The organism is Photobacterium pectinilyticum (assembly GCF_024357955.1).
GTDB lineage: Bacteria > Pseudomonadota > Gammaproteobacteria > Enterobacterales > Vibrionaceae > Photobacterium > Photobacterium pectinilyticum.
Window position 1 is genome coordinate 105,800 of the sequence record NZ_JANEYT010000002.1, and the last position, 25,033, is coordinate 130,832.

The 25,033-nt window shown below is 51.7% G+C and carries 27 protein-coding genes; 9 read left to right on the forward strand and 18 right to left on the reverse strand.

Annotation, left to right across the window (positions count from 1 at the left end; all coding sequences use genetic code 11):
- Positions 1–72: 72 nt before the first annotated feature.
- The 4 genes from NHN17_RS01545 (at position 73) to cysE (ending at position 3,114) form a co-directional block, all read left to right on the forward strand.
- Positions 73–522, forward strand: coding sequence for a rhodanese-like domain-containing protein (locus NHN17_RS01545; RefSeq protein ID WP_255040341.1), 450 nt, complete (start codon positions 73–75; stop codon positions 520–522).
- Positions 523–652: 130 nt separating this feature from the next.
- Complete coding sequence (gene secB / locus NHN17_RS01550; RefSeq protein WP_255040342.1) at positions 653–1,123, forward strand: protein-export chaperone SecB; 471 nt, start codon at positions 653–655, stop codon at positions 1,121–1,123.
- A 17-nt stretch (positions 1,124–1,140) separates the two neighbouring features.
- Complete coding sequence (gpsA, locus tag NHN17_RS01555; protein ID WP_255040343.1) at positions 1,141–2,157, forward strand: NAD(P)H-dependent glycerol-3-phosphate dehydrogenase; 1,017 nt, start codon at positions 1,141–1,143, stop codon at positions 2,155–2,157.
- Between the two features lie 135 nt (positions 2,158–2,292).
- Positions 2,293–3,114 carry a serine O-acetyltransferase gene (cysE, locus tag NHN17_RS01560; RefSeq protein WP_255040423.1) on the forward strand — a complete coding sequence of 274 codons (822 nt, stop codon included), beginning with the start codon at positions 2,293–2,295 and terminating at the stop codon, positions 3,112–3,114.
- A gap of 209 nt (positions 3,115–3,323) precedes the next feature.
- On the opposite strand, the gene trmL is transcribed toward cysE, so the two are convergent.
- The 3 genes from trmL to NHN17_RS01575 all read right to left on the reverse strand — a co-directional run bounded on the left by trmL (position 3,324) and on the right by NHN17_RS01575 (position 5,959).
- The gene (gene trmL, locus NHN17_RS01565) at positions 3,324–3,788 is read right to left on the reverse strand and encodes a tRNA (uridine(34)/cytosine(34)/5-carboxymethylaminomethyluridine(34)-2'-O)-methyltransferase TrmL (protein ID WP_255040344.1); all 465 of its coding nucleotides are present in this window, start codon (positions 3,786–3,788) and stop codon (positions 3,324–3,326) included.
- 117 nt (positions 3,789–3,905) lie between these two features.
- Positions 3,906–5,267, reverse strand: coding sequence for an envelope stress sensor histidine kinase CpxA (cpxA, locus tag NHN17_RS01570; RefSeq protein ID WP_255040345.1), 1,362 nt, complete (start codon positions 5,265–5,267; stop codon positions 3,906–3,908).
- On the reverse strand, positions 5,267–5,959 hold the full coding sequence (locus tag NHN17_RS01575; protein ID WP_255040346.1) for a response regulator: 693 nt from the start codon (positions 5,957–5,959) through the stop codon (positions 5,267–5,269). The genes cpxA and NHN17_RS01575 overlap by 1 nt, the downstream gene beginning before the upstream one ends.
- Before the next feature lie 189 nt (positions 5,960–6,148).
- On the opposite strand from NHN17_RS01575, the gene NHN17_RS01580 reads away from it, so the two are divergent.
- A complete protein-coding gene (locus NHN17_RS01580) occupies positions 6,149–6,652 on the forward strand; it encodes a CpxP family protein (RefSeq protein ID WP_255040347.1) in 504 nt (167 codons plus the stop codon).
- Positions 6,653–7,224: 572 nt separating this feature from the next.
- A complete protein-coding gene (gene pfkA, locus NHN17_RS01585) occupies positions 7,225–8,187 on the forward strand; it encodes a 6-phosphofructokinase (RefSeq protein WP_255040348.1) in 963 nt (320 codons plus the stop codon).
- Positions 8,188–8,329: 142 nt separating this feature from the next.
- Here pfkA and tpiA read toward each other — a convergent pair whose 3' ends face one another.
- Positions 8,330–9,100 carry a triose-phosphate isomerase gene (gene tpiA / locus NHN17_RS01590; RefSeq protein WP_255040349.1) on the reverse strand — a complete coding sequence of 257 codons (771 nt, stop codon included), beginning with the start codon at positions 9,098–9,100 and terminating at the stop codon, positions 8,330–8,332.
- 444 nt (positions 9,101–9,544) lie between these two features.
- On the opposite strand from tpiA, the gene NHN17_RS01595 reads away from it, so the two are divergent.
- Positions 9,545–9,892: a 5-carboxymethyl-2-hydroxymuconate Delta-isomerase gene (locus tag NHN17_RS01595; protein WP_255040350.1), complete on the forward strand. Its 348-nt coding sequence runs from the start codon at positions 9,545–9,547 to the stop codon at positions 9,890–9,892.
- On the opposite strand, the gene NHN17_RS01600 is transcribed toward NHN17_RS01595, so the two are convergent.
- The 7 genes from NHN17_RS01600 to NHN17_RS01630 all read right to left on the reverse strand — a co-directional run bounded on the left by NHN17_RS01600 (position 9,882) and on the right by NHN17_RS01630 (position 16,188).
- The gene (locus NHN17_RS01600) at positions 9,882–10,223 is read right to left on the reverse strand and encodes a DUF3135 domain-containing protein (RefSeq protein WP_255040352.1); all 342 of its coding nucleotides are present in this window, start codon (positions 10,221–10,223) and stop codon (positions 9,882–9,884) included. The genes NHN17_RS01595 and NHN17_RS01600 overlap by 11 nt on opposite strands.
- 191 nt (positions 10,224–10,414) lie before the next feature.
- Entirely contained in the window at positions 10,415–11,158 is a 744-nt protein-coding gene (locus NHN17_RS01605) for a ferredoxin--NADP reductase (RefSeq protein ID WP_255040353.1), read from the reverse strand.
- A 13-nt stretch (positions 11,159–11,171) separates the two neighbouring features.
- A complete protein-coding gene (locus tag NHN17_RS01610) occupies positions 11,172–11,789 on the reverse strand; it encodes a helix-turn-helix transcriptional regulator (protein WP_255040424.1) in 618 nt (205 codons plus the stop codon).
- A 188-nt stretch (positions 11,790–11,977) separates the two neighbouring features.
- On the reverse strand, positions 11,978–12,985 hold the full coding sequence (gene glpX, locus NHN17_RS01615; RefSeq protein WP_255040354.1) for a class II fructose-bisphosphatase: 1,008 nt from the start codon (positions 12,983–12,985) through the stop codon (positions 11,978–11,980).
- Positions 12,986–13,202: 217 nt separating this feature from the next.
- The gene (gene glpK, locus NHN17_RS01620; RefSeq protein ID WP_255040355.1) at positions 13,203–14,720 is read right to left on the reverse strand and encodes a glycerol kinase GlpK; all 1,518 of its coding nucleotides are present in this window, start codon (positions 14,718–14,720) and stop codon (positions 13,203–13,205) included.
- A 111-nt stretch (positions 14,721–14,831) separates the two neighbouring features.
- Positions 14,832–15,680 (reverse strand): MIP/aquaporin family protein, encoded by an 849-nt coding sequence (locus tag NHN17_RS01625; RefSeq protein WP_255040356.1) that lies wholly within the window; start codon positions 15,678–15,680, stop codon positions 14,832–14,834.
- Between the two features lie 211 nt (positions 15,681–15,891).
- A complete protein-coding gene (locus tag NHN17_RS01630) occupies positions 15,892–16,188 on the reverse strand; it encodes a hypothetical protein (RefSeq protein WP_255040357.1) in 297 nt (98 codons plus the stop codon).
- 149 nt (positions 16,189–16,337) lie between these two features.
- Between NHN17_RS01630 and zapB the strand changes: the two genes are divergently transcribed.
- The gene (gene zapB / locus NHN17_RS01635) at positions 16,338–16,580 is read left to right on the forward strand and encodes a cell division protein ZapB (protein WP_107349797.1); all 243 of its coding nucleotides are present in this window, start codon (positions 16,338–16,340) and stop codon (positions 16,578–16,580) included.
- Positions 16,581–16,674: 94 nt separating this feature from the next.
- Here zapB and rraA read toward each other — a convergent pair whose 3' ends face one another.
- From rraA to priA, 7 genes are all read right to left on the reverse strand, one after another.
- Positions 16,675–17,160: a ribonuclease E activity regulator RraA gene (rraA, locus tag NHN17_RS01640; RefSeq protein ID WP_255040358.1), complete on the reverse strand. Its 486-nt coding sequence runs from the start codon at positions 17,158–17,160 to the stop codon at positions 16,675–16,677.
- 134 nt (positions 17,161–17,294) lie between these two features.
- Positions 17,295–18,206 carry a 1,4-dihydroxy-2-naphthoate polyprenyltransferase gene (locus NHN17_RS01645; protein WP_255040359.1) on the reverse strand — a complete coding sequence of 304 codons (912 nt, stop codon included), beginning with the start codon at positions 18,204–18,206 and terminating at the stop codon, positions 17,295–17,297.
- Positions 18,207–18,350: 144 nt separating this feature from the next.
- Positions 18,351–19,682, reverse strand: a complete 1,332-nt coding sequence (gene hslU / locus NHN17_RS01650; protein WP_255040361.1) for an ATP-dependent protease ATPase subunit HslU — start codon at positions 19,680–19,682, stop codon at positions 18,351–18,353.
- Between the two features lie 9 nt (positions 19,683–19,691).
- Positions 19,692–20,216, reverse strand: a complete 525-nt coding sequence (gene hslV, locus NHN17_RS01655) for an ATP-dependent protease subunit HslV (RefSeq protein WP_107299002.1) — start codon at positions 20,214–20,216, stop codon at positions 19,692–19,694.
- 134 nt (positions 20,217–20,350) lie between these two features.
- Positions 20,351–20,950 (reverse strand): SPOR domain-containing protein, encoded by a 600-nt coding sequence (locus NHN17_RS01660; RefSeq protein WP_255040425.1) that lies wholly within the window; start codon positions 20,948–20,950, stop codon positions 20,351–20,353.
- Between the two features lie 152 nt (positions 20,951–21,102).
- Positions 21,103–22,107: a DNA-binding transcriptional regulator CytR gene (cytR, locus tag NHN17_RS01665; protein ID WP_255040362.1), complete on the reverse strand. Its 1,005-nt coding sequence runs from the start codon at positions 22,105–22,107 to the stop codon at positions 21,103–21,105.
- Positions 22,108–22,279: 172 nt separating this feature from the next.
- Positions 22,280–24,481 carry a primosomal protein N' gene (gene priA, locus NHN17_RS01670; protein WP_255040363.1) on the reverse strand — a complete coding sequence of 734 codons (2,202 nt, stop codon included), beginning with the start codon at positions 24,479–24,481 and terminating at the stop codon, positions 22,280–22,282.
- 232 nt (positions 24,482–24,713) lie between these two features.
- Here priA and rpmE point away from each other — a divergent pair, with 232 nt between their 5' ends.
- Positions 24,714–24,926, forward strand: a complete 213-nt coding sequence (rpmE, locus tag NHN17_RS01675; protein ID WP_008988141.1) for a 50S ribosomal protein L31 — start codon at positions 24,714–24,716, stop codon at positions 24,924–24,926.
- Positions 24,927–25,033 lie beyond the last annotated feature (107 nt).

Below are 25,033 nucleotides of genomic sequence, written 5' to 3' on the forward strand. Positions count from 1 at the left end.
CAGGGTCTTTAAATTTTGTCGACTTGAGCCTAGGTTACAGCAGGCTGATATTAGGAATATAGAGCGAAGATCATGCAACAATACATTGATTTTGTAACAAGTAACCCTATCTTGGCATTGGTATGGGTTGGCTTGGTTGTGGCTATCATTTCGTCTTACGTCAAACAAAAGACGGCAGGCTATAAGATTGTCACTCCCAATGAAGCGACTGTAATGGTCAACCGTGAAGACGGTGTGTTTGTCGATATCCGCAGTCGTGATGAATACCGCGGCGGCCATATTGCTGGCGCACTTCACATTTTACCAAGTCAAATTAAAGAACAGAACCTGGCAGATCTTGAAAAATTCAAGCAAGCCCCAATCATCGTAGTATGCAAGACAGGACAAACGGCGCAAGAGAGTGCCAACCTGCTGAGCAAAGCGGGTTTCGAGAACGTAAACTTGCTTAAAGATGGTCTGATTTCATGGAACGAGGCAAACCTGCCATTGATCCGTAGCAAATCAGGCAAGGCGAAAAAGTAATCTCGCCGTCCCGCTGCACGCGAGGTCGGGCAGTGGGGTAACACTGAATTTTGTGCAGTTGTGATAGTCATCATGGTTGCGGTATTGATTGGCTCACGCTCGTGAGCATGAGAGAAAAAAGGACTCTAACATGGCTGAAGCAGCAAACACTGAAGCACAGCAGAACTTTCAAATCCAGCGTGTCTTCCTGAAAGATGTTTCTTTCGAAGCGCCAAACTCGCCACAGATGTTCCAGAAAGAGTGGAACCCTGATGTGAAACTGGATCTAGACACGCAGAGCCGTGAGCTGGGTGAAGGTGTTTTCGAAGTTATTCTTCGCCTGACTGTGACTGTTAAGAATGAAGAAGAGACTGCATTCCTGTGTGAAGTTCAGCAAGGCGGTATTTTCTCTGTTGCTGGTATGGAAGCGCCTCAGCTTGCGCATTGCCTAGGTGCATTCTGCCCGAACATCCTGTTCCCATACGCACGTGAAACGATTTCTAGCCTAGTGGTTAAGGGTACATTCCCTCAACTGAACCTAGCGCCGGTTAACTTCGATGCATTGTTCATGAACTACCTTCAGAACCAATCTCAAGCTAACCCAGAAAACACTGAAGCTTAAGCTTTAGGGTGGACACAATGAATCCAGGCTCTGAACAAGCAATTTCCATGACGGTACTGGGTGCCGGTTCGTACGGTACATCCTTGGCGATCTCGCTGGCCCGTAATGGCGCCAATGTGATCCTATGGGGTCACGAGCCTGAGCACATGGCGCAGCTGGAAATAGACCGTGCCAACGAGGCTTTTTTGCCGGGTGTGGCTTTTCCTGACTCTTTGATTGTCACTGCCGATTTGGAGCAGGCGGTCAAGGCCAGCCGTGATCTACTGGTGGTGGTACCTAGCCATGTCTTTGGCTTGGTATTAGGTAATGTCAAACCGCACTTGCGTGATGATTCTCGCATCTGCTGGGCGACCAAGGGACTGGAGCCAGAAACGGGACGTCTGCTTAAAGACGTGGCTGTTGAAGCGCTGGGTGAATCGGTTCCGCTGGCGGTATTGTCAGGGCCGACATTTGCCAAAGAGCTCGCAGCAGGTATGCCTACGGCTATCTCTGTAGCGTCGCCGGACGACGAGTTTGTTCGCGATTTACAGGGTAAAATTCACTGTAGCAAAACCTTCCGTGTATACAGCAACAGTGATTTTATCGGTATGCAGCTTGGCGGTGCGGTCAAGAATGTGATTGCCATTGGTGCGGGGATGTCTGATGGTATTGGCTTTGGTGCCAACGCCCGTACAGCATTGATCACCCGCGGTCTGGCCGAAATGTCACGTTTGGGTGCGGCGTTAGGGGCGCAGCCTGAAACCTTTATGGGGATGGCAGGCCTTGGTGACTTGGTACTGACTTGTACCGACAACCAATCCCGCAACCGACGTTTTGGTTTGGCGCTGGGTCAAGGTAAAGACGTTGATCAAGCCCAAGATGATATCGGTCAGGTCGTCGAAGGATACCGTAATACCAAGGAAGTCTGGGTTCTTTCTCAGCGGTTAGGGGTCGAAATGCCGATCACCGAGCAGATCTACCAGGTGCTTTATCAGGGCAAAGGCGCCCGTGAAGCGGCCAAAGATTTGCTGGCTCGCGAGAAAAAAGACGAATAACAGCTTGGCAGCGATGCGCCTCCATTCTGTTTACTAAAATTACAACGCGGGCTGCTAAGGCCTGCGTTGTTTTTTTTTCAGGGCGCGTTAAAGTTAAAGCAAGCCGATACCAACCGTAATGAAACCGAGGGTAATGTGAGGGAATGTCAACAATATGCCGTTTGGCAGGCAATAAAGCAGGAAGCGAGAGAGCAGTCCGAGCAGGAGCCAATGCTCGCGAGCTTCTACCATGCCACCATTATCAAACACGATAACCTGGCGGCAGCACTGAGTTACATCTTGGCGAATAAATTGGCCACGCCATCGATGCCGGCGATGGCAGTACGAGAAGTGATAGAAGAGGCTTTTGCCGCCGATTGTTTGATCACCGAATCAGCAGCTTGTGATATCCGGGCTGTTGTCGAGCGGGATCCGGCGGTAGAGATGTTTTCTATCCCTTTGCTCTACCTCAAAGGCTTCCATGCCTTGCAAGGCTACCGGGTGGCCAACTGGTTGTGGAAGCAAAAGCGAGTGGCACTGGCGGTATATTTACAGAACCAAATTTCGGTCGCCTGCCAAGTAGATGTCCATCCTGCGGCACGTATCGGTCAGGGGATCATGTTTGACCATGCCACCGGGATTGTGATTGGTGAGACGGCGGTGATCGAGAATGATGTGTCTATCCTGCAGGATGTCACTTTGGGTGGTACCGGCAAGGAAGGCGGCGATCGCCATCCGAAGATCCGTGAAGGGGTGATGATCGGGGCCGGCGCCAAGATCTTGGGCAATATCGAAGTGGGTGAGGGCGCCAAGATTGGTTCTTGTTCGGTGGTGCTTAATCAGGTGCCGCCGCATACCACTGTCGCAGGTGTTCCGGCCAAGATTGTCGGCCGACCGAGTAGCGATAAGCCATCAATGGATATGGATCAGCAATTCAACGGCACCAGCCAGACGTTTACTGCTGGAGATGGGATATAGCTCAGACCTGAGGCGATGGGCTAGAGGCGCGAGGATGTGCGATGAGCATTGTTTGATAATGTCCTTGAGTAATACCAACCTACATAAATATTTGATCAACTATTTATCCAGATTGGTATAAATAAAGCCATCACCCAAAAACTAAAAAAGCGAGAGGAGAGCCTCTCGCTTTTTTTATAGCAACAATTCAATAGCCTCTAGCCTATTTATTACATTGCGCCCTTGAAGCCCAACTGACGCCACGCTTCGTAGCCGATGATTGCAGCAGCATTGGACAGGTTTAGGCTACGGCTGTCCGGATGCATCGGAATGCGCAGGCGCTGTTCCAGTGGCAGGCTTTCGATCAGCTCTGCTGGCAGGCCGCGGGTCTCTGGGCCAAACAGTAGCACATCGCCTTGCTGGAATTCGGCATTGGTATGGAAGTTGGTGGTCTTGGTTGTACAAGCGAAGATACGGCGTTCGCCGATGTAGGCGAGGAACGCCTCGAAATTGGCATGGCGATGCACGTGTGCCAAGTCGTGGTAATCCAAGCCGGCACGACGCAGCTTCTTCTCTTCCAAATCAAAGCCCAGTGGCTCAATCAAGTGTAGGTTGGCCCCACAGTTAGCACAGAGGCGGATGATGTTGCCGGTATTCGGGGCGATCTCCGGTTCGTAAAGAGCGATATCAAACATAGTAGATAATCCGTGGTGACAATAGCGCTATTGTAGCGGAAAAGGCAGCCAAAAAGCACGACAGCGAGAGTGATGGCAGATACGGCGGCCCAGTGAGGGCCGCGCGTAGAATTGGAGTTAGTGGGAAAGCGGGAGGGTGATGGTGACCTTGAGGCCGCCCAGAGTGCTGCGCGATGCTTTGATAGTACCGCTGTGCTGGCGGATGGCACTTTCAGTGATCGCCAGTCCTAGCCCGGTGCCGCCACTGCTGCGGTCTCGTGCGGTCGAGACACGGTAGAACGGCCGGAAGATATCCCCCAGTTCACTATCGGGAACACCCTCGCCGTTATCCTCGACCGTGATGCACAGTCTCATCGCCTGAGTTACGAAGCGGATCTGGATCGTATCATCACCATACTTGATGGCATTACGGACCACGTTTTCCAATGCACTGATCAGCAAGTTGGGATTACCGTGCAGCGGCCACTCTTCCAATGGTGTGTAGCTCAGCTGCTTGCCAGATTGTTCGGCTTCGAAACGGGCATCTTCCATCATGTCATACCATAGCGAGGCAGCATCGGTTTGCTCCCGTTGTTCATGACTGTTGACCTGCATCCGGGATAATTCCAATAGCTCACCGATCATAGTCTCCAGCCGCTCGGCTTCGGTATCGATGCGGGTGAGCTCGTTACTCTCGCCTTGCTTACGCTTAGCCAGTGCGGTAGCCATCCGCAATCGGGTCAGTGGTGAGCGAAGCTCATGGCTGATGTCGGACAGCAGGCGTTGCTGGCCGCCGATCATGTGGTTGATAGCCTGGACCATCTGGTTGAAGCTGGCGCCTGCCTGCTTGAATTCTTTCGAGCCGGACTCCAGTTTGGGATCGGCTTCGAACTCCCCCTTGGCTACGCGTTCTGCGGCATTTTGTAAACGGCGTGCTGGCAGGGAGATAGCCCATGCTAGCCATAGTAGCAAAGGGGTACTGACCAGCATGGTCAGCAGCAATAATTGAAAAGGTTTATCTAGGATCTGGATAAAAAACGGCGGCGGCTCTCTGACGATCCGGCCGATGTACATCAGCAAGGTGTCGCCTTTGTGTTTGACCTCGAATGGTCCGGCCATCATCCAGCGGCCATAGAGTTTTTGCTTGGGTACTTTGGGGCTGTCGGCCATGGTAATAAAATTACGCAGCGCCTTGCTGTTGCGTCGTGGAGAGATGATATCGCCATCAGAGGTGGTGAAGTAGAGCTGGAACCCCTTGTGGCGGTCATTGTCGGTAAAGCGGCTGAGTTTCTTCTCTAGCGAACCGCCATCACGAGAAATCTGGCTGGATATGCTAGCCGCTGATTCCTGAAATCTATCTTGCTGAGCCTGGGGAATGGTGTGCTGGGTGCGCGGATCCAAATTGGGCAGCAATAGCAGTACCAAGACCACAATTAACAGGGTGAGCCAGAAGACCGCGAAGATACGGCCATACAGGCTGGAAAAGCGGGGCAGCTTCATTATACGTCCTCAACCAACAGGTAGCCCTTGCCGCGTAGGGTCTTGATCCACGGCTTACCGTCATCGCGGGCAGGCAATTTCTTGCGCAGGTTAGACACATGCATATCGATGGCTCGATCAAATGGGGCCAGCCTTTTGCCTAGTACCTCAAGGCTGAGATCGTTCTTGGCGATGATTTTCCCCGGGTGTTGGACAAAATAGCTCAAGAGTGCCAGCTCGGTACCGGTCATTTCAATTGGGATACCATGGCACAGGACTTCTTGGCGTCCTGGGTAGATTTCAATATCCTGATAGTTCAGGCATTCTGGGCCGGCCTTGGTCGAGGTGTTCTTGTTTTGGGTGCGGCGTAAGATAGCGCGGATACGGGCCAGTAATTCACGGTCGCTAAATGGCTTGGGCATATAATCATCGGCGCCCAACTCTAGCCCGAGTACCCTATCAATTTCTTCGCCTTTGGCTGTTAGCATCAGTACTGGGGTTTCATATTTTTCGCGCAGTCGGCGCAGCATCTCAGTACCGTTCATTACCGGCATCATTACATCCAGTAAGATCAGATCGATGCTGTCATCCACCTTGGCTAGTCCTTGCTCGCCATTATTGGCTTCGACAACCTCGAACCCTTCCATATCGAGAATATCGGAAAGCAGAGAGGTGAGTTCTGTATCATCATCAACAAGCAAAATTTTGACCATGGTGTCTACCTTTAATAGCAACAGCGATAGGGTAAGTATCCCTAATCAATGTAGGGCAGCCAAGTAAAATTGGTTTAGCTTTACGCAGTTTTACGTTTTCCGGACAGCCCTTTACCTTGCATGGCGTATTCTATAACCGTACCTGAGAACATGGCGCTGCAACAGCAGCCTCTATTGGAGAAGAACATAATGATGACTTTTAAAAAAACAATGGCTCTTGCAATTGCCCTTCCTCTAGCCCTAGGCTCTGCCTCTGCATTGGCATACGGTGGTGGTAAAAACCACAACGGCCACGGTGGCAAAGGAGGGTGTGGTATGGACGATAGCCGTATGTTCCGTCAGTTGGATCTGACCGATGCGCAGAAAACAGAGCTGAAAGACTTGCGTCAGGCCAACAAAGACAATAAGCGCGGCAAGAAGGGCGAGCGTCATAGCGACATGCAGGCGCAGCACCAGAAAATGCAGCAGCTTGTCCTGAGCGAAGATTTCAATGAAGCTGAAGTGCGTGCTCTGGCTGAAGAAATGTCTAAGCAGCAGGTTGAGCGCCGCGTCTCTATGCTTAAGCAGCGCCATGAAATGATGCAAGTACTGACCGCCGAGCAGAAAACCAAGCTGCAGGAGCTTCAGGCCGAACGCGGTGAAAAATGCCAAGCGAAAATGGAAAAGCGCATGGAGCGCAAGCAATCTAACTAATTGCTCTGATTAAACAGAGAAAAGCCGCCAACGCTCTTGGCGGCTTTTTTGTTATTTACGCCCAAGCAATTTGAAGTCACTTGGTGTACTGCTTTGTAAATCATCAATTTGAATAATTTTGTTATTAATTTTCGTCATAAAAAAGCTATACTGCGGTGTATTGCCAAGTCCAGTGCTGTCTGTCTGGTGTGATTATCATGGATGAATTTATAATCACCCGCGGTCATCATTATCACCGGGCACAACTGGAGGCTCTGGTGCCAGCCGTTATACTGAATTCGTAGAGTTATAGCGGCCGAGCGGTGTATTGCTCATGCTACCAGCCTAAAGGCTAACTGTTTTAAATATCCCGATAGTGTTTGAGGCGGCGATAGTTTCAACGCCATGCTGCAGTTGCAGGCTATCGTGATATGAATCAACAAATTTTTTTATCAAAATTGTAATACTCCTACATTAGTAGGAAAGTTACAGTTTACATAAGTCAGGGCCACTTTAAGGCCTGTGGTCGAGTGGGGAACCTCGGCCGCTTATGTCGGATTTGAATTTTCATTTCCCAAAGTCAGAGGGTAACCATGATTAAGAAGATTGGTGTATTGACCAGTGGTGGTGACGCACCTGGTATGAATGCGGCGGTTCGCGGTGTTGTACGTGCAGCATTGTCTGAAGGCGTTGAAGTATACGGTGTGTATGACGGCTATCAGGGCCTGCACCAGAACCGTATTGAAAAACTGACGCGTTCAAGCGTATCAGATGTCATCAATAAAGGTGGTACATTCCTGGGTTCTGCGCGTTTTCCTGAATTCAAGGAAGAGAAAGTACGTCAGCAGGCTATCGAAAACCTTAAGATCCACGGCATCGAGGCTTTGGTTGTGATCGGTGGTGACGGCTCGTACATGGGTGCGAAGAAGCTGACTGAAATGGGCTACCCATGTATCGGTCTGCCAGGTACGATTGATAACGACGTTGCAGGTACTGACTACACGATCGGTTACCTTACAGCGCTGAACACGGTTATCGACGCGATTGACCGTCTGCGTGATACGTCTTCTTCTCACCAGCGTATCTCTATTGTTGAGGTAATGGGCCGCCACTGTGGTGATCTGACCCTGATGTCTGCGATTGCTGGTGGCTGTGAGTACATTATCACACCAGAAACCGGCTTGAACAAAGAAGAGCTGCTGGCGAAGATCAAAGAAGGGATCTACAAAGGTAAGAAGCACGCGATCATTGCACTGACCGAATTGATGACCGATGCCAACGAACTGGCGAAGTATATCGAAGACGAAACAGGCCGTGAGACGCGTGCAACGGTACTTGGCCACATTCAGCGTGGCGGTCAGCCAACAGCATTTGACCGTATCTTGGCATCTCGTATGGGTGCGTATGCGGTAGATCTACTGATGGAAGGCCAAGGTGGTCGTTGTGTGGGTATCCAGAACGAGAAGATGGTTCACCATGATATCATCGACGCGATTGAGAACATGAAGCGCCCAGTACGTAAAGATCTTTACGCATTGGCTGACAAGTTGTTCTAAAGGGTATTCCCTGAATAAAAAAAACCGGCTGTCAGCCGGTTTTTTTGTGCCGGCATTGCTAGAGTTGATGATCAGCTGGCAACAAAAAAGCTACCCGAGGGTAGCTTTTTTTATTAATCAGTCTTCGATAAAGAAGCGGTGATTATTTTTTCGCTTCAGCAGCAGCTTTAGCAATAGCAGCGAAGCTTTCAGCGTTCAGAGCAGCACCGCCAACTAGCGCGCCGTCGATGTCTGGCTGTGCGAAGTAAGCTTGTGCGTTTTCTGGTTTAACAGAACCGCCGTACTGGATCACAACTTTCTTCGCCACATCTTCGCTCTTCTCAGCAATGTGCGCACGAATCGCTGCGTGGATGCGCTGTGCATCGTCAGCTGTAGCGGCTTTACCAGTACCGATAGCCCAGATTGGTTCGTAAGCGATGATTGCGCCTTCTAGGGCCTCAACGCCTTGGGTGTTGATCACTGCATCGATTTGACGAGCACAAACAGCAACTGTTTCGCCAGCTTCGTTCTGTGCTTCAGACTCACCGATACACAGTACTGGTGTTAGGCCGTGCTCTTTTAGGAAAGCGAATTTCTTAGCAACGAACTCGTCTGATTCATTGTGGTATTCACGACGCTCAGAGTGACCGATGATAATGTGGCTTGCACCAAAATCTTTCAGCATCTCTGGAGAGATATCGCCAGTGAATGCACCGCTAGCGTTAACGTCAACGTTCTGTGCACCTAGGATGATTTTGCTCTCACCTTTGCTGATTAGTTGCTCAGCTAGGTCAAGGTACATAGCTGGTGGCGCAACGGCAACGTCTACGCCTTCAACACCTTTAAGTTCAGCATCAAGGCCCTTAAGAAGGTTAGATACCATTTCTTTGCTACCGTTAAGCTTCCAGTTACCCATAACCACAGGATGGCGCATAGCTTTTCTCCATATCAAATTGACTTAAAAAATACTTAATAGCGTAATACACAGCCCTTGGGTGTAACCCGTTATCGGCGGCGCTGAATACTAGGCTATAAAGTATCATCCGGCATGCTGGCAGTCTTATTCGTTAACACCGCCAGCAGCGCCAACATTACCACAGCTTAGGAAATCAATTTCCTGTCCGAAATCATATCAGTGCTTGGTTGTACCTTTTTCGCCGGCAAAAGTGAACCGCTGCGGGAGAATTTTTTTCACCTTGGTGCGATTCCCTGCGTGGAGAGGAGAAAAAGACAGTGATCCGTGACTGAAATATAGCCTCTATCTTTGGCGTCGTGGGATTAGATCCGCTAAGGTTGGTGGCTATTTTAGGATAAAGCCATGCCAAACATGGGTTTTCCCAACAAAAATAAGTGAAGTGTAAAGCACAAGGAGGAGCGGATGCCTAACTTAGTGATGGAGTACGCCGAGCCCGTTGTTGAGCGGGTCAATATTTCGGGGTTACTCGATGATCTACATACCATTTTGCTCGAGTGCGGGATTTTCGAGCCGGATTCGGTCAAGTCGCGAAGCTACCGATGCCATAACTGGCTGGTTGGAGAGAATCGCGATCTCGATACCTTTATCCATATCGAGTTGACGATGCTGTCGGGCCGCAGTACCGAGGTGAAACGCGACTTATCCCGCGCCCTGATGAGTGCGCTTGAGCAGCATGCCCGCTCCATCAATAGCCTGACCATCGATATTCGTGATATGGACAGCGACTGCTTCCTTAAGGTCAGCTGCTAGGCTGACTCGATTCATCCTGTGAACCCGGGCGGCGGAAAGGTTTTATATCAGCCTGGTGTTCAGTCAGGGTTTCTGGGGCATTGAGCGCCTGAGCAAACCGTTTGAGCTGCTGTTGCAGCTCTGCCATCAGTAGGATGTTGGTATGGTTGGGATTTTTTCCCAGGTCGATCACCTGATTGATATGGCTCATCTGCGCTCGTAGTCGCGGCTGCATCTCTGCACTGGCATTGCTAATGATCTCCTCACTCATTGTCAAACGCAGTGCTTCGAGTTTCTCCGGTTCGTTTTCGGCCATGGCTTTCAATTCGTCAAACGGTGGCAGTGTCTGCATCTTGCTCTCCTTATCCCTAAATGCTTACCCCAAGCCCTATACCAGCATGATTGCTATGCAATAAAGTTAGTTGCCAACAAGGCTGGCGACTGGCTCAGGAGTGAGAAAAATGAGAGGTTTATACACAGAGACAGAGAGGGTGAAACGAAAAGCCCGGCTTCCGGGCTTGTTTGAGGAGTCGTGGTTATCGCTTACCAGTAGTGCTCCATGGTGATTTGGCCGGGGTTGCGGCGCAGGTTTTTGGTGAAGCCTTTTTGCTCCAATACCGCTTTGGTTTCCCGGACCATTTCGGGATTGCCACACAACATAATTTGACTTTTCTCTGGTGCCAGCGATAGGCCAACATGGCGTTCTAGCATACCGTCTTCGAGCGCTTGGGGGATCCGGCCTGACAGGGCGGGGGGAGCCGGCTCACGGCTAACGAAAGGCTGAACAATCAGTTGCTCAGGGTAACACTCTTTGAGAGCATTGATTTCGGCCTGGTAGCTGAGATCAGCCGAAAATCGTACCGCATGAACCAAGATAATTTTACGAAAGCGTTTCCAGGACGATGCTTCGCGCAAGATAGAAAGGTATGGCCCGATGGCGGTACCGGTCGCCAACAGCCAAAGTTGCTCGGCATCGGGGACTTCGTCCAAGGTGAAATAGCCGTTAGCACGGGCAGAAATGAAGACTTCCTGACCCGGCTCAAGGGCGTGGAGCCTCGGTGACAGCAAGCCGTCAGCAACTCGGGTAGCATAGACTTCGATTTGATCGGTCGAAGGGGGGTTAACGAAAGAGTAGGCGCGCTGGATCATTTTGCCATCAATCTCCAGTCCCAGCTTGGTAAACTGGCCGGCTTTGAACGGCTCGATGTTGGCTTGCAGCACAAGACTGAACAAGTCATTGTTCCAATGTCGGTTACTGATGACTTTCGCAGGGATCCAGTCAGCCATAATGTTCTCCTCGTTATGATTTTATTATTCGATACGCGCAGCGCCTTTCTCCGGCAATGATGTGTTCGTGTCGGTTAACCTGGTATTCGTTGCCTAGCAAGCGTTGGAAAACGGCCAGTTCGGACTGGCAAAGTGATGGGCAACGTTGGGCTGCGTGGCAGATAGGGCAATGGTTTTCGATCAGCACGAAATCTTCGCCATCCTGGTGAAGTTCGGCCATATAACCCTCCCGCTCCCTGAGTGTAGTAAGGATCTGCAGTTTTTCTGCGATATTTTCTACCCCGGACAGCTGGGCTTGGTATTGTTCAAAGGTTTGATCCTCCCGCCGATCGACTACCTTGCTTAGCCCATCTTGGCCAAACAACTCCTCAACAGGATCAAGCATTTGAATAATAAGATCGCCATGACGGTCGGCAAAGCGTCGATGTCCCTTTTGAGTCAGGTGCCAGTGTCGGGTCGGTCTGCCGACTTTGGCCTTGATGTCTTCGAAGTCGACCAAGCCTTCCTCTTCCAGCCCCTGCAGGTGTTGTCTAACTCCCATGGTGGTAAGTTGGAAATCCTCGGCAAGGATCTTGGCGGTGACCGGGCCTTCGCGTTTCATCCGATAGAGTATTTTGTCGATGGTTTTCATAGTCACCTTTGGCAGCAAATTGGCATAGTTAATTATGTAGTCAGCTTTCTAAATAAAGCAACAACTTTACAAAGTCAGAGCTGCAGGGGAAGGAAATGGGGATAAGGCTGTGAAGGCGAAACTGGAAGTATAGCGATAAAAAAGCGCGCCGGATGGCGCGCGAGATAATCGTTCAGATATGTCGAATCTTACAGGATATGACCCTTGATGGCGTCGTCTTTGCGATCCAAGTAGTGGGTCGACTTGATACGGCGGATAGTACGGCACTTACCGCGGATCAACAGGGTTTCGGTGGTGGCAATATTACCCTGGCGGCTGATCCCTTCAAGCAGATCACCCTTAGTGATGCCTGTACCGGCAAAGATAACATTATCGCTACGTGCCATGTCTTCCATGCGCAGTACCGTGTTTGTCTCAATGCCCATTTCGCCACAGCGGTCGATTTCCATCTGGCCGTGTTTGCGGTTTTCTTCGGTGTCACCTTTTACTTCGTGACGAGGAAGCAGGCGACCGTGCATGTCACCGCCAAGCGCGCGAATTGCAGCGGCAGAAACAACACCTTCTGGCGCGCCGCCGATACAGTACATCACATCGACTTCGCTATCAGGCATACAGGTTAGAATTGATGCGGCAACATCACCATCAGGGAAGGCAAACACACGTACGCCCATCGCTTGCATTTCAGCAATAATGCCATCGTGACGAGGTTTCGCCAGCGTAGTCACGACCAGCGTATCAAGGGTTTTACCCAGTGCTGCTGCGATGTTCTCTAAGTTTTCAGTCAGTGGTTTAGCCAGATCAATAACGCCTTTAGCGGCAGGGCCGACAACCAGTTTTTCCATGTACATATCAGGTGCTTTAAGGAATGAGCCTTTCTCGCCAGCAGCCAATACTGCCAATGCGTTGTTCTGGCCCATTGCTGTCATGCGGGTCCCTTCGATTGGGTCTACCGCAATATCTACAGCATCACCACCAGTACCGACTTTCTCACCGATGTAAAGCATAGGGGCTTCATCGATTTCACCTTCACCGATAACAATTTCGCCTTCGATTTCTGTTTGGTTTAACAGGGTACGCATAACCTCAACGGCAGCGTTATCCGCTGCAATTTTATCGCCACGGCCTAGCCATTTATAGCCTGCAAGTGCTGCACCTTCAGTGACACGGGAAAATGCCATCGCCAAATCGCGTTTCATGGTAACTCCAGAAATAGAAATCAGTGGGCTAGGGCCTGTAGGCTACAGGCCCAGAATAAATCTGGCGGCGATTTTAACACAGGTTGCAAGGAAACGTTTGCGTTAGCGCAAAAATGTTTATTTCTTGTCATTTCGCCACCAATGAACGAAAAAAGGCCTGCTTTCGCAGGCCTTGATGGGGCGCAGAGGGTCACGCGAGGGTTAGGCTTTCGCCTGATTAAATGTCGTCACCATCAACCGCCCAGCCTTTGGCACATTCGACTGCACGCTTCCAGCCGTTGTAGCGACGGCTTCGTTTGTCTTCATCGCTGCAGGCGATGAATTTACGGTCCAATACTGCTTTGTTCTTCAACTCATCGATGCTGCCCCAGAAGCCAACCGCAAGACCTGCTAGGTAGGCTGAGCCAAGTGCCGTCACCTCGGTAACCACAGGGCGGTGTACCTCGGTATCCAGAATGTCAGATTGGAACTGCATCAAGAAGTTGTTGGCAACGGCGCCGCCATCGACACGCAGAGTCGCTAGCTTGATGCCAGAGTCAGCCTGCATCGCATCCAGTACGTCGCGGGTCTGGTAAGCCACACTTTCCAGCGTTGCACGGATGATGTGGTTACTGTTCACACCGCGGGTCAAGCCGACAATAGCACCACGGGCATACGGGTCCCAGTATGGTGCGCCAAGGCCGGTGAAGGCTGGTACCACATAGACACCATTAGCACTGCCGACTTTCTCGGCAAAGTATTCGGAATCCCCGGCATCGCCAATCAATTTCACTTCGTCACGCAGCCACTGGATGGAAGCGCCGCCCATAAAGACAGCCCCTTCCAAGGCATAGGCCACTTCACCTTTCGGGCCACAAGCCAGGGTGGTCAATAGGCCGTTATGCGAGGTCACTTTTTCCTTGCCGGTATTCATCAGCAGGAAGCACCCTGTGCCGTAAGTGTTTTTCGCCTGACCTGGTTCGACACACATCTGGCCGAACAGTGCTGCTTGCTGATCACCAGCGATACCAGCGATTGGGATACGGGTACCGCCCTTACCACCAATGTTGGTCTTACCGTAGACTTCAGACGACGACTTCACTTCCGGCATCATCGATAGCGGGATATCCAGTGCTTTAAGCAGTTTTTCATCCCACTGAAGGGTATTGATGTTGAACACCATGGTACGGGAGGCATTGGTGAAGTCGGTAACGTGAACGCGTCCTTGGGTCATCTTCCAGATCAGCCACGTATCAACAGTACCAAACAATAGGTTACCGGCTTCGGCTTCTTCGCGGGCCCCTTCGACATTGTCGAGGATCCACTTGATTTTGGTGCCAGAGAAGTATGGGTCGACAACTAAGCCGGTGTTTTCACGGATGTATTCTTCAAGGCCGGCTTTTTTCAGTTCTTCGCACGTATCTGCTGTACGGCGGCATTGCCAGACAATCGCGTTGTAAACAGGCTTACCTGTGTTCTTGTCCCAGATAATGGTGGTTTCGCGCTGGTTGGTGATACCGATACCAGCAACCTGATCGGAGCGGATCCCTGCCTTGGCCAGCACTTCAACCAGCGTTGAGCTCTGGGTGGCATAGATTTCTAGCGGATCGTGCTCGACCCATCCAGCCTTGGGATAAATTTGGGTGAATTCACGCTGTGACGAGCACACAATATTGGCGTTGTGATCAAGCACCACTGCACGGGAGCTGGTCGTACCCTGATCCAGCGCAACAATGTACTTTTGCTCAGTAGTCATAACGGTTTCCTCTCATTGTCATTATATAAGGGTAGTAGAGTGTGGTGTTCTGATCGGCCTGTGCGGGGCAGGCCGAAGATGTTCTAGGGTGTAGGGTTCAGGTGTTCGTTTTTAAGCATTCGCTGCTTGTTCGCCAGTCTCTTCGCACTGGTTCGGTAGGGTACAGCGATTGCCCGGCAAGTAGGTACCGATAGCTTTAGGGTATAGCCAGCCACCGAATGCGGCACCCATGATTGGTGCCAGGATGGGCACAATCATGTATGGGATATCTTTACCACCGGTCAGGGCCATATCGCCCCAGCCAGCCAAGAAGGCGAAGAATCTAGGTCCGAAATCACGCGCTGGGTTCATGGCAAAGCCCGTCAGTGGACCCAGTGAGCCACCAATTACGGCAATCAATAGACCGATAAGTAGCGGTCCCATCGCGCCGCGAGGGGCGCCGTTTTTCTGATCACCAATGGCTAGGATAGCGAACACCAATACTGCGGTGATCACAAACTCCACCGCAAATGCGCCGGCAAATGACAGTGCGGCATGCGGGTAGGTTGAGAAAATCCCCGCAGTCGCCAAGCTGGCTTCGCTGCCGCGGACAATACCGTTGGCGCTTTCGAATTCAACAAACAGGTTGCTGTACAGGCCGTAGATCAATGCCGCGGTACAAAAAGCACCGAGCATTTGTGCGGTGATGTAAGGCAAGACTTTGCGTTTGTCGAAGCCGTGAAAAAGGGCCAGGGCAATGGTAACGGCAGGGTTGATATGGGCACCGGAAACGCCGGCGGTACAGTAGATAGCGATGGCAACGCCAAGGCCCCACATGATACTAACCTCCCACTGGCCAAATTCGGCCCCGGTCAGTACCAGTGCGGCAACACAACCGACGCCAAAGAAGATCAGTAGCCCAGTACCTATGAACTCGGCCAGGCATTCGCCGAGCAGAGTATGTTGTTTTTGGGTAGTCATGGTTCAGTCCTTTTGTCTAATGTCGTAGGGGGAAAGCTATTTTTGTATTTATGTGTGGCTAATGTACTCGAATCTACCAAGAATAAAATCGGATTGAACGGAAAATGTGCGTTCGAGCATAAAATGGGTTTGTTTTTTGCGCGTTCGCGCAAACGGTTGCCACTTAACGGGGAATTTCCCCAGTGCCACTGTTGCTTAAAGGTTGGCGAGGTTAAAACACGAATTGCGGAGGTATGTATTTGTTTCTTAAATAAAAAATCCGACCTGAAAAGGTCGGATGTGCCAGAGGGGCAAATTCTTGGATTTTTCCAAGAGAGATACGATCATGATAAAAATTAGCACGCCGCCGCTGCATTAAAATAGAGTTTGATCGCAATTTTACGCATTTGGCTGCGATGCAGAATGAATTTTGCACGGCTTGCTCATTTCTTTTGCCAATCTTCTTGGCATTACATTTAGGCGGTATAGCAAGCGCATGGAAAGCAAGGATTTGATGAATTTCGTGCAAAATTTCCCCATTTGCTAAAAAGCATGGTATTTGTAGATGTCAGAAGGCGGTAGCCTCGTTAGAATAGGTGATAATCAATCGTAAACGTGCCTGTGGAACGTTGCCTTAACTGTTAGGGCAAATAGATAGGCTGAATACAGGTGGACAATATGTCATTAGAAATGTTCGAAAAGCTGGAAGCCAAAGTACAAATGGCTGTTGATACAATTTCCCTGCTACAAATGGAAATTGAAGAACTAAAAGAAACAAATAATGGTCTGGCGGGCGAAGCGCAAGCATTGCGTTCTAGCCGCGAAGAGCTTGAGCAAGAGAACAGCAAACTGCGTCATGACCACGAGGCATGGCAAGAGCGCGTACGTGCGCTATTGGGCAAGATGGAACACGTTGAATAAACGTATTGTTGCCGGGCAGTCAATGAGCCTGCCGTGCAAGAAAAAACAGAGCCATTGGCTCTGTTTTTTTATGGGGGTTACTGACTGCAATGGATTAGTCGATATCGAGCGGCTCGGGGGAGAGGATCACCCCGGTATTGTCGGCATAGATATGATCTTCCGGCAGGAAGGTGACCCCACCAAAATTGACCGCAACATCCACCTCGCCGATGCTGTTTTCATCAGCACCAACGGGAATCGAGGCTATGGCCTGAATACCGATATCCAGTTCGTCGAGATCATCAACGTGGCGGACACAGCCATAAATGATCAACCCTTCCCACTCGTTCTCGACGGCTAGTTGGGCAAGTTCGGCATCGATCAACGCCCGGCGCAGAGAGCCGCCGCCATCAACCAGCAATACCCGGCCAGCCCCTGCTTCTTGCAGGGCAGAACGGATTTGCCCGCAATCTTCGAAGCATTTAACCGTAGTAACCTGGCCGCCAAAGGAGCTACGACCGCCATAGGAGCTGAACATGGGTTCGACGACGTCAACTTTGTCGAGATAGATATCGCATAACTCGGACGTATTGTATTCCATAAGCGCGCTTCTTCTGTGGCAATTGAAAAGGGTGGACTGGCCGCTGGCAGCAGCGACCAATCTTAACTTGTTGAAAGTATAACCAGTTGTTTAGCCTTCGTACAAGGATATATCCCTGTTAACTTCAAGGATATTCAGGCAGCAGCCAATACTACGCCAGCGGCGAACAACAAGTTGGTGAGCAATGCACATTTGACCATGGTGGCCATCATTGGGCGCAGTGCGGCACCGTCTGCCGATTGCAGTACCTGTTTACCGTGCTTGAACAGTAGCGGTAAGCTGAGGATAAACAACCAGCCAAACGGAGAGTGCAGCTCCAGCAAGGCAAACAAGGCGAGGCAGAGTACGCTGCCAAAAAGTAGGAACAAGTGGTATTTACGGCCCCACTCTGGTCCCATGCGTACTGCCAGTGTCAGTTTTCCACATTCGCGATCGTTGTCGATATCACGTAAGTTATTGATATTTAGAACGCCTACCGCCAGCAGGCCGCAAGCCGTCGCCGGTAGCATGATGATTGAATCAATTTGTCCGGCTTGCAGGTAATAGGTGCCAGCCACGCCCAGCCAGCCGAAGAACATCAATACTGACAGATCGCCCAAACCCCGGTAGCCATAGGGCTTGTTACCGACGGTATAGGCAATCGAGGCGGCAATAGCCATTAGGCCAAGCAGTATGAAACCGACCATATCCTGCAGGTTATTGGTGGCGATAAAAATCAGGCTCAGGCCGCTGGCTGCGGTCAAGATGGTGTTGAGGATCATCGCCTTACGCATCGCCGTCTGGGTGACCATGCCAGATTGGATCGCACGCTGGGGGCCCAATCGCTGGTCGTTATCTGTGCCTTTGACGGCATCACCGTAGTCATTGGCGAGGTTGGAGAGTATTTGCAATAACAGTGCGGTCAGCAGGGCAAGACCTGCAATGACTGCGGAGAAACTTCCTTGCCATCCTGCTACTGCACTGCCACAAACAATTGAGGCGATGGCCAGGGGCAGGGTCTTCGGCCTTGCCGCATCGAGCCAAATTGCGAGAGAAGATGATTTCATAATGTGATCTTAAACCGGTAAACAAGTAGGTGCTTATTATGGCGTAACTGTAGCAGGGGGCAACTTTATCGCCACTTTGTTTGTTTGAGAACAAAAAAACGGCACCTCTAAGAGTGCCGTTTGATGGGATCAGCGAATGCCGAGCTACAGGATAAAGCGGCTCAGATCTTCGTCTTCAACCAGTTCACCCAAGCGTGAAGTGACATAGGCACCGTCAATCACAATCTGGTCGCCGGATTTTTCAGAGGCATCGTAAGACAGCTCTTCCATCAGGCGTTCCATGACGGTGTGAAGACGGCGGGCTCCGATATTTTCGGTACGCTCGTTCACTTGCCATGCGGCTTCGGCCAGCTTGTCGATACCGCTCTCGTCAAAATCTATGTTAACCGATTCGGTCGCCATCAAGGCTTTGTACTGCTCGGTCAACGAGGCATTCGGCTCGGTCAGGATACGTTTGAAATCGTTACTGGTTAGTGCTTCAAGTTCAACACGGATTGGCAAGCGGCCTTGCAGCTCAGGGATAAGATCCGATGGCTTGGCGACCTGGAACGCGCCAGAGGCAACAAACAGGATGTGGTCGGTACGGACCATGCCGTGCTTGGTTGATACCGTGCTGCCTTCTACCAACGGAAGCAGGTCACGCTGTACCCCTTCGCGAGATACATCTGGGCCAGAGGTGTCACCACGCTTGCAGATCTTGTCGATTTCATCGAGAAATACGATACCGTTATTCTCGACAGCAAAAATCGCCTGCTCTTTCAGCTCTTCTTGGTTGACCAGTTTTGCTGCTTCTTCCTCGGTCGCGGCTTTCATCGCGTCCTTGATTTTCATCTTGCGCTTATTGGTGGTGTTACCCGCCAGATTCTGGAACATGCCCTGAAGCTGGTTGGTCATCTCTTCCATGCCAGGAGGAGCCATGATCTCGACGCCCATCTGTGGGGCCGCTACATCAATTTCGATTTCCTTGTCATCCAGCTTGCCTTCACGCAGCTTTTTGCGGAATGACTGACGTGCCGATGAACTGTTGTCCGCTTCTTCGTTCTGTCCCCACGCATCGCGTGCCGGTGGTAGCAGGATGTCGAGGATACGGTCTTCGGCCAGCTCTTCAGCACGGAAACGGACTTTTTCGGTTGCCTGCTGGTGGGTCATTTTTATCGCCACATCTGTCAGATCGCGGATAATGGTTTCGACTTCTTTACCCACGTAGCCGACCTCGGTGAACTTGGTCGCTTCTACTTTGATGAACGGCGCATTGGCCAGTTTTGCCAGGCGACGGGCGATTTCAGTTTTACCGACACCGGTCGGGCCGATCATCAGGATATTTTTCGGTGTTACTTCAACACGCAGCTCTTCGGGTAGCTGCATGCGGCGCCAGCGGTTACGCAGGGCAATGGCCACCGCACGCTTGGCTTTGTCCTGACCGATGATATGGCGGTCAAGCTCGTGGACGATTTCGCGAGGAGTCATATCAGACATAGCCCTTCCTTATTCTTCAAGCTCTTCAATGGTGTGGAACTGGTTGGTGAAGACGCAAATATCACCGGCAATAGTCAGTGATTTTTCGGCGATTTCACGGGCGCTGAGATCGGTGTTTTCCAGCAGTGCGGTTGCTGCCGCCTGGGCGAAGTTGCCGCCTGAGCCAATCGCAATCAGATCGTTTTCAGGCTGAACTACATCACCGTTGCCGGTGATGATCAGTGAGCCGGTTTCATCCGCGACAGCCAGTAGGGCTTCCAGTTTGCGTAGCATACGGTCGGTACGCCAGTCTTTTGCTAGTTCCACAGCTGCTTTTAGCAAGTGGCCTTGGTGCATTTCCAGCTTGCGCTCGAAACGTTCAAATAGGGTGAAGGCGTCCGCTGTGCCGCCAGCAAAGCCAGCCAGAACTTTGTTGTTGTATAAACGGCGTACTTTGCGGGCGTTACCTTTCATGACGGTGTTGCCAAGGGACACCTGGCCATCACCTGCGATAACGACTTTACCGTTTCGACGAACAGATACGATAGTTGTCACGGTCTTACCTCTTGTGGTCTGCTCCGGTCATCATGCCGGTTTCGATATATTGCAGATCTGGGGACGGCTGGGAAAAGTTTCAAGGGGGAAAAGAAAAGGATGCCACAGGCATCCTTATTTATTCGACTGCTGGGCTACTCCCAGAACCAGATAGCGCATGGCTCGATACCGGCCCGGCGTAACTGGTTACGGTCGCTTTCGGCCTTGCGTTTTTGCGGATAAGGCCCGAGAACCACCCGGTACCAGTTGCCTTTTTCACCCTGGCTGACCTTGATTTGGCTAGTCAGTCCCTGGAAAGCAATCATGGCCTTACGTTCTTCGGCCTGACTCTGGCTGCGGTAGGCACCGCACTGCATCAAGTATGGCTTGGTCGGGGCTTGTTCTTTCTTGGCATCGACCTGCACTTCCTTGTTTTCCAGCTCTTCGATATAACGCCATTTCTCTTCCGGCTTAGGCGGTAGCGGTTTGGACGCTTTTGGCGGCGTCACAGGTTCCGCCTTCGGTCTTACCGGTTTGACCGGCTCGGGCTTGGTAACCGACGGGCTGGTGGGTTGTTGGGGTTGCGGGGCCGGGTTGGCGGACAGGTAATACAGCCCATAGCCCAGGGCTCCAACCAAGCACAGGGCGATAGCAGCCCATTTGATCGGGAAGCCACTGCTTGAGACTTGATTGCGGTTGCCACGGGGTTTCTTGGCGGCGGCTCTGCCGCGTTTGACGTAATCTTTGGTAGCCACGATGTCAATCAGTATTAAGGTGAGTTGAATAAACCTATGGTACAAATTTGCGTCAGCTCTGACCAGACCTTGCGATGCATCCTGACTTTTAGGTTGCACCGTAAGGTATAGGTTTTGTGAGCTTGTACCCAAAAATTGCGTGGTAAGCCGGCTTAGTTGGCGGGTGGCGCGGCACTTTCGCGGATCACCAGCTTAGCATCTAGCAGGCGTGAGCCAGAGGCAATGTCCTTACCCTTGAGGATATCGAGCAGCATCATCATCGACTGTCGCCCGATCTCGTAGCGTGGTTGGGAGACGGTGGTAAGCGGTGGATCGCAGTATTCAGCAAACTGAATATCATCGAAGCCGACAATTGACAGATCTTGTGGCACCCGAAAGCCAAGGCGCTTGGCTTGCTGCATAGCACCGATCGCCATTACATCGTTGTGGCATAACAGAGCTGTTGGAGGCTCGGGTAGCGACAATAGGGCTGTAACCGCACGGGCACCACCGGCAAAGCTGAAGTCGCTCTTGACCGTATACGCGGGGTTGAGTTCAACCCCCGCCCGACGCAGCGCCTGCTGGTAACCCTGAGATCGGAACTGGCACAAGGCTGCATTGTCAGGCCCGGTGACTTGGGCAATGCGTTTGTGCCCCATTTGGGTCAGATAATTGACGGCCTCAAAGGCTGCGGTCAGGTTGTCGATATGGACCGTTGGCAGTTCGAGCTCCGGGGCAAACTCACACGCCATGACCATAGGCGGTAGGTTCTTTTGCTCAGGCTTGCTGACATCAAAGGGTAGGTCAGTACCGAGCAGTAACATACCGTCGGCTTGTTTGGTGAATACTAGGTTAACAAACGAATTCTCACGGGTTTTCTGTTGCCCGCTATCGCCAAGCAGGACCAGGTAACCATGTTCCATCGCCGCTTCTTCGATACCCCGGATGATCTCGGTGAAATAGGGATCACAGATATCGGGCACGATAGTGACGATGGTTTTTGATTCGTTGCGACGAAGATTCCTAGCCAGTGAATTGGGTGAATAGCCAGCATCCATGACAGCCTGTTCGACCTTTTTTCGGGTCGAGGCTGACACTTTTTCCGGGTTCATCAGGGCACGGGAGACCGTGGCCGTCGAGACACCGGCGAGCTGGGCAACATCCTTCATTGTCGCCATAGTTAAGGTTCCTCTCTATTATTTTTCTCTCTTTTTCCGCTGGGGGATCATGGCCAAAGCAGCCGATACCTAAGCCAGCGAGCTTGTTATTGTAGGCTGTATGCCGGGGATTAAACATGCTTTAAACAGCATAAATTACATCCAATATGTGACATATGTCGCATTGTTCATTTTAAGTTAAATCCTGCGGTTCGACATCAATCGACCAACGGATTTTCTTGGCAAGAGGAAGCAAAGCGATGGCAGGCTTGGCAACAGACAGCCACTGTTGCAATGCCCTGCGGCTAGGTGCTTGTAGTAGTAACTGCCAACGGTAGCGGCCCGCCCGGCGTGACAGCGGAGCAGGATTGGGGCCCATTACCATCGTTTCTTGGCTGGCGACAGGACTGGTTTCGAAAATTCCTCTCACCTGTTGGAGGAACTGCTCGACCAGCTCGCTTTGGTTGGCTTCGGCCCGCAGCAAGGCCAAGTAGGTGAACGGTGGCAGCCATGCCTGCTTGCGCTCGCTCAGGGCACCCGAGGCGAAGTGATCGTAGCCCTTGTAGAGCAGGGCCTGGAGCAGACCATGCTCAGGGTGATGGGTTTGTAATACCACTTCTCCGGGTTTGCTGGCCCGTCCCGCACGGCCGGCGACCTGGATAAACAATTGGGCCAAGCGTTCGCTGGCCCGGAAATCGTTGCTGAACAGTGCACTGTCAACATCAAGTAGGGCAACCAGGGTGACATCGGGAAAATGGTGACCCTTGGCCAGCATCTGGGTGCCAATCAATATTTGGTATTCGTTGTTGCGAATGGCCTCGAGGTAGTGTTCAAGGCTGCCCTTACGGCGGGTACTGTCGCGGTCGATACGCACGGTCCTGTAATTCGGAAACAACATCTCGAGTTGCTGCTCGAGCTGTTCGGTACCAACACCCACCGCATTGAGCTGGGTCGAACCACACTGGCCGCACTGGTGCATCATCGGACGCTGGGTGGCACAGTGGTGGCAGCGTAGCTCACCGCTTTGCTGGTGGAAGGTATAGTAGGCGTCACAGCGCTTGCACTCGGCCAGCCAGCCACAGTCATGGCAGATCACCGCCGGTGCGAACCCACGGCGATTGAGGAACAGCATGACCTGGTTACCGGCCTCGAGGTGCTGGCGCATTCGGGCGATCAGTGGGGCAGATAATCCCGCCTCTAGGTATTGCCCTTTGACGTCCAGCACGCCATGGCGAGCTGCTTGGGCAGCGCCTGCTCGGCGTGACAGAATTAGGTGGTGGTACTTGCCACTCTTGGCGTTGTGCAGCGTTTCCAGTGCCGGGGTTGCGGAGCCGAGCACGATCGGAATATTGGCCTGGCTGGCACGCATCACGGCCAGATCCCGGGCATGGTAACGCAGGCTGTCCTGCTGCTTATAGGAAGCGTCATGCTCCTCGTCGACAATGATAATGCCGAGGTTGGCAAACGGGGTGAACAGGGCCGATCGGGTGCCGATGATGATCCCGGCTTGGTTATCACGCCCGGCAAGCCAGGCTGACAGCCGTTCGGTGTCGTTAAGCCCGGAGTGGATCGTCTCCAGCGGCACATTGAAGCGGCGGCGGAAGCGGTTGATAGTTTGTGGAGTCAGGCCAATTTCCGGCACCAGGATCAACGCTTGCTTGCCGGCTGCTAGCACGGGCTCAAGCAGGTTGAGGTAAACCTCGGTCTTGCCCGAGCCAGTAACACCTTCTAGCAGGTAGCAGCCAAATTCCGGATTGGCGTTGACACTGGCAATCGCCAAGGCTTGCTCCTCGTTGAGACGGGGTTTCTCCTCGGTAACCGCGAACTGCGATTGCCAGTGACGCATTGCTGGTGCTTGCTCGAGCGCTTCAATCCACCCTTTTTCGGTCAAGGTTTTCAACGTGGCATTGCTGACCTCTTCGGCAAGCAGGGCTTCATGACTCAAAGCCCCCTGACGCAGCATCGTCAAGGCCTGGACTTGGCGCGGTGCCCGCTTGAGGGCCGTCAATGGTTGGTTGTGCCCCGCGTCAGTCAACTGCCACATTTTTAGCGTCGATGGTGATGCCTCACGGCCTTTTCGCAAATAGGCTGGCATCGCATTGGCCAGCGTATCGCCAAGCGGATATTGGTAATATTGGCTGGCCCAGTTCAATAGCTTGAACAGGCTCGGCTCCCACAGTGGCGAGTGGTCAAGTACGCTGTAGATCGGCTTGAGCTGGTTAAGAGGGAAATCAGACTTGTCTGTAAGGGTCATCACGATCCCAACTAACTGCTGGCGCCCAAACGGCACTTTGACCCGCCCACCGATAGCAGGCTGCTGGCCGGGCTTGACCAGGTAATCAAATTGCTTGTCCAGGGGAACAGGAAGGGCCACTCGGGCAATATTGGGCGTCATATATAACCGCTAAATCCGCATGTACTAAGATAGAGAAGTGTACCTTGCCCAGCCTCGGGCAGCAAAGCGGCGAAAAAAGGCGCATATTGGTTGATCTGAACTGTTTGATTGATTACTATACGCCGCCTAATTTGGCGTATTGGCAGTTCAGCCGTTACGTATATTTATTAACGCGTGTGGTGCCCGGCTTTGGATCGGGAGAGCGACACGGCCTTACTTTTGAGGTTATCCCATGAAACAAGGTATTCACCCAGAGTACACTGCAGTAAACGCTCGTTGTTCTTGCGGCAACACTTTCGTATTTAACTCTACTATGGGTAAAGACATCAACCTAGATGTATGCGACAAGTGTCACCCTTTCTACACTGGTAAGCAGCGTCAGGTTAGCTCTGGTGGCCGTATCGACAAATTCAACAAGCGTTTCGGTGCGCTTTCTAGCAAGTAATTGCCAGATGAATGTCGAAAAAGGGGATGCGCAAGCATCCCTTTTTTTATGTCCATTTTTTCTGCCGTAGTTTTGCCAGCCCTATTCCCTATTAGCATCTTGTTGCC